Source organism: Stenotrophomonas sp. GD04024 (assembly GCF_029837545.1).
Lineage (GTDB): Bacteria > Pseudomonadota > Gammaproteobacteria > Xanthomonadales > Xanthomonadaceae > Stenotrophomonas > Stenotrophomonas forensis.
This window is the reverse complement of record NZ_JAOEDV010000027.1, coordinates 39983-50039: the sequence shown is the minus strand read 5'-3', so window position 1 is coordinate 50039 and position 10057 is coordinate 39983. Positions and strand designations below refer to the sequence as shown.

The window sequence follows — 10057 nt, the reverse complement described above, 5'->3', positions numbered from 1 at the left end:
CACCCCGCCATCCCACGGATTGCCCGCTTTTGACGTTGCGGTTGCCGTTGATGTTGATTCGGCGGGTGCAGGGCGCAGCCCTGCATCAAACCCACCCCCCGTTACTTCTTCAGGAAGTTGTCCACCAGCAGATGCTTCACATCGTCGAACCGGCCGTTCAATACCGCCTTGGCCGCATACAGCGCGGTACCCGCGACCTGCTTCGCCTCGATCTGCGGCGGCATCACCAGCTCTGCGCGGCTGGTGTGCACATCCAGCAACGCCGGGCCGCGCTGGGACAGGAAGTCCTGCACCGCCTCTTCCAGATCCTCGCTGCGGGTGACGGTTCGGCCATGGAAGCCGATCACCTCGGCCAGGCGGCCGAAATCCGGGTTCTTCAGGTCGGTGTAGTTGTCCAGCAGGCCTTCCACCTTCTGTTCCAGCTCGACGAAATTCAGCGAGCCGTTGTTGTACACCACCACCTTGATCGGCAGGTTTTCCTGCACGGCGGTCAGCAGGTCGCCGAGCAGCATCGCCAGGCCGCCGTCGCCGGACAACGAGATCACCTGCCGCCCCGGGAACGCCTTCTGCAGGCCCAGCGCCTGTGGCATCGCGTTGGCCATCGTGCCGTGCAACAGGCTGGTCAGCGTACGGCGGCGGCCGTTGACCCGGATATGCCGCAGCACCCACACCATCGGTGAGCCACCGTCGGCGGTGAACAGCGCGTCGTCCGTCGCGTATTTCGACAACAACGCCGTCAGGTGCTGTGGATGGATCAGCTCGCCCTCGCCCGGCTGCTCTTCCTGTTCGCGCTTCTTCAGCGCCTTGTCGCGGCGCTCGATGCATTCGTCCAGGAAACTGCTGTCCTCGCGCGGCGGCAGCATCGGCAACAAGGCGTCCAGCGTCGGCGCGATGTCACCGACCACGCCCAGGTTCACCGGATGGCGGCGGCCCAGATGGCTGCCGTCGCGGTCGATCTGGATGATCGTGGCCTTGTCCGGATAGAACTGGCCCCACGCGAAATCGGCACCGAGCAGCAGCAACGTGTCGCACTCCATCAGCGTGTGGAAGCCCGACTCGATGCCGAAGATCCCGGTCATGCCCATGTTGAAGGGGTTGTCGGGCTCGACGAAATCCTTGGCGCGCGAGGTGTGCGCGACCGGCGCCTGCAGGCGCCGCGCCAGTTCCAGCAGCTGCGCGTGCGCGCCCTGGCAACCGGCACCGGCATAGATGCCGATGCGCCTGCCCTGCCCCAGCAGCTCGGCGATGCGCTGCAGCTCGGCATCAGAGGGGCGCAGCACCGGCTGGGTGTAGTGCACCGAGAACGGCACATCGTGCTTCACTTCGGCCTCGCTGATGTCGGCCGGCAGGATCACCACCGCCACGCCGCGGCGGCTGATCGCGGCCTGGCAGGCCAGCGCCACCACGCGCCGCGCCTGCGCGGGGCTGTGCACCTGTTCGCAGAACACCGTGCAGCTGCCATAGACCGCCTTGAAATCCACTTCCTGCGGGAACTCCATGCCCAGCTCGCTGGTGACGATCTGGCTGGCGATCAGCACCATCGGCGCGCGATTGCGATTGCTTTCGAAGATGCCGTTGATGAAATGCAGGCCACCGGGACCACAGGAACCGGCGCAGGCGGTCAATTCGCCACTCACCAGCGAATCGGCACCGGCAGCGAATGCGGCCACTTCCTCATGCCGCACGTGCACCCAGGCGATGTCACTGCCATGCATCGCATCGGTCACATGGTTGAGCGTATCGCCCACGATGCCATAACAGCGGCGGACGCCTGCCTGCTGCAGGGTGTCCACCACAATCTCGGCCACGCGCTTGCTCATCGGATACATCCTCGAACGGGGGAACGTCCGAGGCTAGACCCGGCGAAGTGATGCCTCCGTGGGCAAATTGCGCATCACCTCGATGTGCAAACTGCGGACGGATGTCCGGTCAATCGTTGACGTTGATCCAGCCCAGCACCGCACCGCGTTTCGGATTCTGGTAGCGCAGCTTCATCCAGCCGTCCTGTTCATCCAGCATTTCCACACGGTCGCCCTGCACCAGGTAACGCGGGGTGCTGGACGCGCCGGGCCTGTCGAACAGGAACAGGCGCGCTGGCACCACCGTTGCCTGCTGACCGCGCAGCGGCCCGTCGGGCGGTGCGCCCAGGCCATCGGCGATGGCGCTCTCACGTACTTTTCCAGCGGGGTCATAGGTCCGCCAGACCGCCAGTGGCCCTTGCTCGTCGCTTTGTTCCCAATGCAGCGCGGCGTTCAGCGTGTCGCCCAGCATCAATACGCTCTCGGCGCGGTACAGATAGAGCTTCGAACCTGCAAACCGGTACTGGTCGGCGTACCACATCGGGCCACTGCGGCAGCTGCTGGTCAGGGTGCGACTCGCACGATCGACCGTCAGCCCCATCAGGTCACCGCAGCTGTCCTTGCCATGGGTTTCAGCCCGCAGCGCACGGAACCCGCCACTGGCCGGATCAAAGCGGTACACCGCCACCGCTTCATTGACCATGCCCACCGATGCGCGTGCAACCAGTTCAGGGTAGCCATCGAAATCGACGTCCTCCAGTGACCAGCGCGAATTACCGTCGGCGTCCGCAGCGCCCGCCAGCGTCTGGCGCTTGCCCGACGGCGAGAGCTGCACCGCGATGCTGCCGCCCTGCTGCGGATCGGCGTGCGCCTGCACGTGAGCGGCCACCTGGAACCGCAGGGTTTCGCTGCCGTCCCCGCCCGCCTGCGCCGACGGTGCCAGCACGCCAGCCAGCACCACGCCCAGCACCCACTCCCTGTAATCCATCATCGCTCCCTGCGGCACCGCGGCGGCACCTTCAACTCAGAACGATACCTCGACCGGCTGCCGCGACCACAGCACCGACTGATGCCTGGTCTGCTGCTTCCAGGCCAGGCGGATCGCCTCGATGTCCGCCCGGCGCTGCGGGGTGTCCTCGTGCAGCACCACCAGCACCTTGGTGCGCAGGCGGTTGGGCGAGGCATCGCCGCGGAACAGCCACTGGCCGTAGGCATCGAACACGGTCAGGCCATCCGGGAAGCGCGGGGTCACTTCCTTGTCCAGGAACGCGCGCCACTGCGCCTCGCTGATGGTGTCGGCCTGCGGACGGCTGCCTGCGCCCTGCTCTTCGCCCACGCCGAAATACAGCTCGCTGCGCACCCAGCCGTGGCCGTCGGACGGGCGTGCCGCATCGCCCTTCAGTTCGGCGGTGGTGGCCGTGGCATACGCACTGGGCGCCTGCGAAGAGAGGCTGGCGCAGCCGCTGGTGGCCAGCAGCACGGCAAAGACGAGGCCAAGGTGTTTCATCGGTACAGCTCCGGGCAAATGGGGGGGACAGGGCGAGCCGGCAGCGTACAGCGCCACCGGCCCGGCGTGCTGATGCCGGCAGGGCATCAGCTCATGCCGGACCGGCAGGGGCTTGCATCGGCAGCGGTCATCACGCGAAGATAATATATCGCTTCATCCGGATGGATGTAAGTGAAACCATCTCCCCCTTCCCCGTCGTCGTTGTTGCTGGAGCCCCCATGTCCGCCCGCCTGCCCGCGTCGCCGCTCGGCCTCGCCATCGCCCTCGCGCTCTCCTCCGCCGCCGTCCCCGCCCTGGCCCAGGACGCCACCAACCTCGATACGGTGATCGTCACCGGCACCCGTGCCGCCGACCGCACCGTGCTCGAATCCACCTCGCCAGTGGACGTGCTCACTGCCGAGGACATCCGCAAGGCCGGCGTGGTCAACGGTGAACTGGGCAGCGCGCTGCAGGCGTTGCTGCCGTCGTTCAACTTCCCGCGCCAGTCCAACTCCGGCGGCGCCGATCACGTGCGCGCCGCGCAGCTGCGCGGCCTGTCGCCGGACCAGGTGCTGGTCCTGGTCAACGGCAAGCGCCGCCACCACACCGCGCTGGTCAACACCGACAGCAAGATCGGCAAAGGCACCACCCCGGTCGACTTCAACTCGATTCCGGTCAGCGCGATCAAGCGCATCGAAGTGCTGCGCGATGGCGCCGGTGCGCTGTACGGCTCGGATGCCGTGGCCGGCGTGATCAACGTGATCCTCGACAACGGCGGCGACGGTGGCGAGATCGAAGCCAGTTACGGCGCCAACCACACCGACCTCAAGCCGATCGGCCGCACCCTCACCGACGGCCAGACCGGCAACATCAGCGCCAAGGTCGGTACCGCGCTGGGCGAGGATGGCGGCTTCCTGCGCGTCGGCCTGGAGTACAAGCACCGCAACGGCACCAACCGCGCCGGCTTCGACCAGATTCCGCCGTGGGACCAGACCCCGGACAACCTCGCGTTGCAGGGCAAGCGCAACTACGTGCTGGGCGATGGCAAGAGCAAGGACATCAACCTGTGGCTGAACACCGAGATCCCGGTGGGCCAGACCTCGACCTTCTACGCCTTCGGCACCTTCAACCAGCGCGATACCGAAGGCGCGAACTACTTCCGCTACCCCGATGGCGATGCCAACTGGAAGCAGGTCTATCCGAACGGCTACCGGCCGATCTCCGAGGGCGAGAACCGCGACGTGCAGGCCGTGGCCGGGGTGCGCGGCCAGTGGGGCGAGTGGAACTACGACGGCAGCCTGGATTACGGCCAGAACGACTTCACCTACCGCCTGCGTGATTCGCTCAACGCGTCGCTGGGCCCGACCAGCCCGACCCGCTTCAAGACCGCCGATTACGAGTATGCGCAGACCGTGGGCAACCTCGACCTGAGCCGTGTGTTCACCCAGAGCGACAGCATCAGCCACACGCTGGGCCTGGGCGTGGAAGCACGCCACGAGCGCTACCAGACCCGCCCCGGCGACCCGGCCAGCTACGCCGCCGGCCCGTACACCGACCGCCCGACCGGTTCGCAGGCCGGTGGCGGTCTGACCCCGCAGGACGCGGCTACCCTGTCGCGCGATGTCGCCAGCGCCTATGCCAGCCTGTCCAGCCAGTTCGGCGAGAAGTTCTCCACCGACCTGGCAGCGCGCTACGAGCACAACGATGACTTCGGTGGCGAACTGACCGGCAAGCTCGGCCTGCGCTACGAATTCACCCCGGCCTTCGCGCTGCGCGGCGCGATCTCCAACAACTTCCGTGCACCGTCGCTGGCGCAGATCGGCTACGAATCCACCTCCACCGGCTACAACGCCGGCGGCCAGCTGGTGCAGGGCCGCCTGCTGTCGGTCAACAATCCGATCGCGCGCGGCCTGGGTGCGCAGAACCTGAAGCCGGAAAAGTCGCTCAACACCTCGCTGGGCTTCACCAGCCGCATCGGCGAGCACTTCGACCTGTCGCTGGACTTCTTCCAGATCGACATCGATGACCGCATCGCACTGTCGGAGAGCATCACCGGCGATGCGCTGACCGACTACGTGGCGGCCAACTACGGCGTCAGCGGCCTGCAGAGCGCCAGCTTCTTCGTCAACGCCGCCGACACCCGCACCCGCGGCGCCGAACTGGTGAGCAACTGGCGCCAATCGCTGGGCAACGGCCAGCTGCTGTTGACCGGCACCTATGCGTACACCAAGACCACGCTGAAGAACGTGCTGGCCACGCCGGCACAGCTGCGTGCACTGAACCCGGACTACGTGCTGTTCGGCATTGAAGAGACCAACACCCTCACCGACGCCACCCCGCGTACGCGCGGCAGTTTCTCGGCCGCATGGAGCAATGATCACTGGTCGCTGAGCACCCGCGTGAACCGCTACGGCAGCGCCACCCGCGTGTTCAACTTCGGTGATGGCTACATCCCGCGCCAGACCTACCAGGCCGAATGGCAGCTGGATGCGGAAGTGGAGTACCGCATCACCCCGCGCTGGAGCGTGGCCATCGGCGGCCAGAACCTGACCGACAACTACCCGGATCGATCCAACAGCGATATCCACTACTTCGGCAACCTGCCGTATGACGTGTTGTCGCCGATCGGCAGCAACGGCGCGTACTACTACGGCCGGGTCCGCTACACGTTCTGATTCACCCGTCCGGCACTACCCCAATTCGTAGCCTGACCTCGACCCCACGTACACGCCCACGCTGGCAAGCTGGGCATCATGGCTGAACCGCTCCCCCTGCGTCCGCCACCGCCATTGCTGGACGACGCCTGCGCGTTGTTCCTCGATGTCGACGGCACCCTGATCGAATTCGCTGCACGCCCGGATGCCGTGCAGTTGCTGCCGGATGTGCGTGAAGCCATCGGCCGCATCAGCGACCGCTTGGAAGGTGCCGTGGCACTGGTCAGTGGTCGCCCGCTTGAACAGCTGGACCAGCTGTTTGCACCGCTGCAACTGCCTGCCGCCGGCCTGCACGGCCACGAACTGCGCGCCCAGGACGGCCGCGTGCTGCGCGACGCGCACGACGACGATACCGCCGAGTGGCTGCACGCCCTGCACCAGCAGGCGATGCGCTTCGCCCATGGCCATCCCGGCGTACTGGTCGAAGACAAGGGCGTCGGCCTGGCGCTGCATTGGCGCGGCGCTCCGCACGCGGCCAGTGAGGTGCGCGCCTTCGCCGACCGCCACGTGCGCGGCCGTACCAGCTATCGCCTGCAGCCGGGTGACCATGTGGTCGAATTCGTTCCGGTGGGTACCGACAAGGGCCGCGCGGTGCGACGGATGATGCAGTACCTGCCCTTCCGCGGACGCCTGCCGGTGTTTCTCGGCGATGACCTCACCGACGAATTCGGCTTCGACGCCGCCAACGGCCAGCATGGCTGGAGCGTGCTGGTGGGCGAACGTGAACCCAGCGCGGCGGTGTTCGCGCTGCCCGACATACGCAGCGTGCACGCCTGGCTGCGTGAGAATGCCTATTGACCCGGCCACCCCCACGGCCGCAACCGACGAGATGTACCGCGTGATGACCCAACCCGATCTTGATCTGGGCGTGGTCGGCAACGGCAGCTTCGGCGCCCTGGTCGACAAACATGCCCGCGTTGTCTGGAGCTGCCTGCCCACCTTCGACGGCGATCCCACCTTCTGCGCCCTGCTCGGCCCCAACCAGCAGACCGGTGGCGACTTCGCCATCGAGCTGGAAGACTTCGCCAGCAGCGAACAGGAGTACCTGACCAACACCGCGATCCTGCGCACCGTGCTGCGCGATGCGCACGGTGGTGAACTGGAAATCCTCGACTTCGCCCCACGCTGGCGCCAGAACGACCGCTTCTACCGCCCGGTCAGCCTGATCCGGCAGGTGCGCCCCTTGGCCGGCAGCCCACGCATCACCGTGCATGCGCGCCCTCTGGCGGACTGGGGGGCACGCGTGCCCGAGTCCACCTGGGGCAGCAACCACGTGCGCTGGATCCTGCCCGAGCACGTGCTGCGGCTGACCACCGATGTGCCGGTGCGCTTCGTACGCGAGGGCCTGCCGTTCGTGCTCAACCATCCCATCCACCTGATCCTGGGTGTCGATGAATCACTCAACCGCTCGATCAGCGGCTATGTGCAGGAAGCCTTCCAGCGCACCCGCGATTACTGGCGCGAGTGGGTGCGCTACCTGTCCATTCCGCTGGAATGGCAGGACGCGGTGATCCGCAGCGCGATCACCCTGAAGCTCTGCCAGTACGAGGACAGCGGCGCGATCATCGCGGCGATGACCACCTCCATTCCAGAGGCACCGGGCAGCGTGCGCAACTGGGACTACCGCTACTGCTGGCTGCGCGATGCCGCGTTCGTGGTGCGTGCGCTGAACCGCCTGGGCGCGACGCGCACGATGGAACAGTTCCTCGGCTACATCTTCAACCTGGCCACCACCGACGGTACGCTGCAGCCGCTGTACGGCATCGGCTTCGAGGCCAAACTTGATGAGGACGAAGTGCCCAGCCTGTCCGGCTATCGCGGCATGGGCCCGGTGCGCCGTGGCAACCTGGCCTGGGTGCAGCGCCAGCACGATGTATACGGCAGCGTGGTGCTGGCCTCCACGCAGCTGTTCTTCGACCGCCGCCTGCAGGACCCGGGCGACGCGCACACCTTCGCCCGCCTGGAACCCCTGGGCGAACAGGCCTTTGCCCTGCATGACGTACCCGATGCGGGCCTGTGGGAATTCCGCGGCCGCACCGAGGTGCACACCTACACCAGCGCGATGTGCTGGGCGGCGTGCGACCGCCTGTGCAAGATCGCCGTGCGCCTCAAGCGCGACGACCGCGCACGCTACTGGCGCGAACGTGCCGACACCATCCACGCGCGCATCATGGCCGATTCCTGGAGCGAAGAGCTGGGCCACTTCACCGATACCTTCGGTGGCCATCGCCTGGATGCCTCGCTGCTGCTGCTGGCCGACATCGGCTTCATCGATGCGCTGGACGCCCGCTTCATCGCCACCGTCGACGCCATCGGCCGCGACCTCAAGCATGGCAATTCGCTGTACCGCTACGTCGCCCCGGATGACTTCGGCGAGCCGGAAACCAGCTTCACCATCTGCACGTTCTGGTACATCGACGCGCTGGCCGCGATCGGGCGCCTGGACGAGGCGCGCGCGATGTTCGAAACGCTGCTGCAGCAGCGCAACCACCTGGGCCTGCTGTCGGAGGATCTGGCGTTCGACAGTGGCGAGGCCTGGGGCAATTTCCCGCAGACCTATTCGCACGTCGGCCTGATCACCGCCGCGATGCGCCTGTCGCGGTCCTGGCAGGAGGCATCGTGAGTCGTCTTGTAGTGGTTTCAAACCGCGTGGCGGTGCCCGGCGAGAACCGTGCCGGCGGCCTGGCGGTCGGCCTGCTGGCCGCGTTGAAGGAACGCGGCGGCATGTGGTTCGGATGGAGCGGCAAGAGCGTACGCGAGGGTAGTGGCACGCTGCACACGCAGAAGGACGGCGACATCGAGTTCGTCACCCTGGACCTGAGCAAGCGCGAAGTTGACGGTTACTACAACGGCTTCGCCAACCGCACGTTGTGGCCGCTGCTGCACTTCCGCCTGGACCTGGTCGACTACGACCGTGGCACCCGCGAGACCTACCACAAGGTCAACGCATTGTTCGCCGACAAGCTCGCCCCGCTGCTGCGCGAGGACGACATCGTCTGGATCCACGACTACCACCTGATCCCGCTCGGTGCGCTGCTGCGCGAACGCGGCATCGGCTGCCGCATCGGCTTTTTCCTGCACATCCCGATGCCCTCGGCCGACCTGCTGCAGGCCATGCCCGATCACCTGCGCCTGTTCTCCGCGCTGTATGCCTACGACCTGGTCGGCTTCCAGACCCAGCGCGACGCCGATCGCTTCCAGACCTACCTGCGCCTGTTCGGCGGCGGCCGCGTGCTCGACAACGGCGAACTGGAAGCTCCCGGCGGGCGCCGTTTCCGCGCAGCCGCCTTCCCGATCGGCATCGACACCGACCTGATTGCGCGCCAGGCCGGCACCGCCGCCACCAAGGCCGCGGTGAAGAATCTGCGCAACAGCCTGCGTGACCGCCAGCTGGCGATCGGTGTCGACCGCCTGGACTACTCCAAGGGCCTGCCCGAGCGCTTCCTCGGCTTCGAGCGCTACCTGCAGCGCCATCCCGACCAGCGCGGCTCGCTGACCTACCTGCAGATCGCCCCGGTCTCGCGCGGCGACGTGACCGAGTACCGGCAACTGCGCAGCCAGCTGGAACAGATCGCCGGCCACATCAACGGCGGCCACGCCGAGCCGGACTGGACACCGCTGCGCTACGTCAACCAGAACTTCACCCATGCCACCCTCACCGGCTTCTACCGGGCGGCGGCCGTGGGCCTGGTGACACCGCTGCGCGACGGCATGAACCTGGTGGCCAAGGAGTACGTGGCCTCGCAGGACCCGGAGGATCCCGGGGTGCTGGTGCTGTCGCTGCTGGCCGGTGCCGCCGATGAACTGAAACAGGCGCTGCTGGTGAATCCACACGACCTGGACGGCGTGGCCGATGCGATCGCCACCGCTGCGACGATGTCGCTGCGCAGGCGCAAGGAGCGTTGGCACGCGATGATGGACCACCTGCGCACCTACGACATCAACCACTGGCGGCGCAGCTACCTGGACGCGCTGGAGAACTGAGGGATCGCGCCACCAGTCCAGCCATGAAGCGACAGAGGAGCGCCATGTGCGCTCGCAGATTGTCGCTTTAAGCC

At 66.8% G+C, this 10057-nt stretch carries 7 protein-coding genes; 4 read left to right on the top strand and 3 right to left on the bottom strand.

Annotation, left to right across the window (positions count from 1 at the left end; genetic code table 11):
- Positions 1-101 precede the first annotated feature (101 nt).
- The 3 genes from N7590_RS11130 to N7590_RS11120 all read right to left on the bottom strand — a co-directional run bounded on the left by N7590_RS11130 (position 102) and on the right by N7590_RS11120 (position 3306).
- Positions 102-1820, bottom strand: a complete 1719-nt coding sequence (locus tag N7590_RS11130; RefSeq protein ID WP_164242400.1) for a thiamine pyrophosphate-dependent enzyme — start codon at positions 1818-1820, stop codon at positions 102-104.
- Positions 1821-1929: 109 nt separating this feature from the next.
- Positions 1930-2787 carry an SH3 domain-containing protein gene (locus N7590_RS11125; RefSeq protein ID WP_164242423.1) on the bottom strand — a complete coding sequence of 286 codons (858 nt, stop codon included), beginning with the start codon at positions 2785-2787 and terminating at the stop codon, positions 1930-1932.
- A 36-nt stretch (positions 2788-2823) separates the two neighbouring features.
- Positions 2824-3306, bottom strand: a complete 483-nt coding sequence (locus tag N7590_RS11120; RefSeq protein WP_008265564.1) for a DUF3574 domain-containing protein — start codon at positions 3304-3306, stop codon at positions 2824-2826.
- Between the two features lie 218 nt (positions 3307-3524).
- Between N7590_RS11120 and N7590_RS11115 the strand changes: the two genes are divergently transcribed.
- The 4 genes from N7590_RS11115 to otsA all read left to right on the top strand — a co-directional run bounded on the left by N7590_RS11115 (position 3525) and on the right by otsA (position 9983).
- A complete protein-coding gene (locus N7590_RS11115; protein ID WP_164242403.1) occupies positions 3525-5960 on the top strand; it encodes a TonB-dependent receptor in 2436 nt (811 codons plus the stop codon).
- Positions 5961-6038: 78 nt separating this feature from the next.
- Complete coding sequence (otsB, locus tag N7590_RS11110; RefSeq protein ID WP_053450603.1) at positions 6039-6797, top strand: trehalose-phosphatase; 759 nt, start codon at positions 6039-6041, stop codon at positions 6795-6797.
- A 43-nt stretch (positions 6798-6840) separates the two neighbouring features.
- On the top strand, positions 6841-8622 hold the full coding sequence (locus tag N7590_RS11105; RefSeq protein ID WP_164242424.1) for a glycoside hydrolase family 15 protein: 1782 nt from the start codon (positions 6841-6843) through the stop codon (positions 8620-8622).
- Positions 8619-9983 (top strand): alpha,alpha-trehalose-phosphate synthase (UDP-forming), encoded by a 1365-nt coding sequence (otsA, locus tag N7590_RS11100; RefSeq protein WP_004154451.1) that lies wholly within the window; start codon positions 8619-8621, stop codon positions 9981-9983. The genes N7590_RS11105 and otsA overlap by 4 nt, the downstream gene beginning before the upstream one ends.
- The last annotated feature ends 74 nt before the right edge of the window (positions 9984-10057 follow it).